General features: G+C 66.4%; 1 protein-coding gene. It reads left to right on the top strand.

The genetic code is table 11. From position 1 onward, the window contains the following. Nucleotides 1-173 precede the first annotated feature (173 nt). A partial coding sequence (locus tag AC1DWF_RS36100) for an aminotransferase class III-fold pyridoxal phosphate-dependent enzyme (protein WP_476843257.1) occupies nucleotides 174-616 on the top strand: 443 nt, incomplete at its 3' end.

The following is a 616-nucleotide window of genomic DNA, read 5'->3' as shown; positions in this document are numbered from 1 at the left end:
ACGTGGGGCCAACGGGCGTGTTGCGCCCGCGGGCCGGGACTTTGTCCGAAAGTCGCATCGGTCGCGAAAAGTAAGATGGTAAGATCGTAAGATGGTAAGGCGCCGCCCGCGAAGGTTGCGCCGTGGCGCCGCCCGGCGCGATGCTCCCGCCGGACATTCCGCGGAGATCCCCCATGCGCCCGAACAACCTCCACGAAGCCGATATCGCGCACTTCATCCACCAGCAGACCGACCTTGCCGACCACGCCGAGCACGGCTCCATCCTGATGGCCCGCGGCGAGGGCGTGCGGGTCTGGGACACGGAAGGGCGCGAGTACATCGAGGCGATGGCCGGCCTCTGGTGCACCTCGCTCGGCTTCTCGGAGAAGCGGCTGGCGGATGCCGCCTACAAGCAGCTCCTGCAGCTGCCCTACTACCACACCTTCTTCGCCAAGGGGCACGAGCCCGGCGTGATCCTGGCCGAGAAGCTCGTCGAGCTGGCGCCGGAAGGCCTGACGAACGTGGCCTTCCAGTGCTCCGGTTCCGAGGCGAACGACGCCGCCATCAAGATGATCTGGTACTACAACAACCTGGTCGGCCGCCCCACGAAGAAGAAGATCATCGGCCGCGTCCGTGG

The sequence above is a fragment of the Aminobacter sp. P4_D5 genome (genome assembly GCF_056401815.1).
The sequence above is the reverse complement of the archived record's forward strand: the minus strand, read 5'-3'. Positions and strand labels throughout refer to the sequence as shown.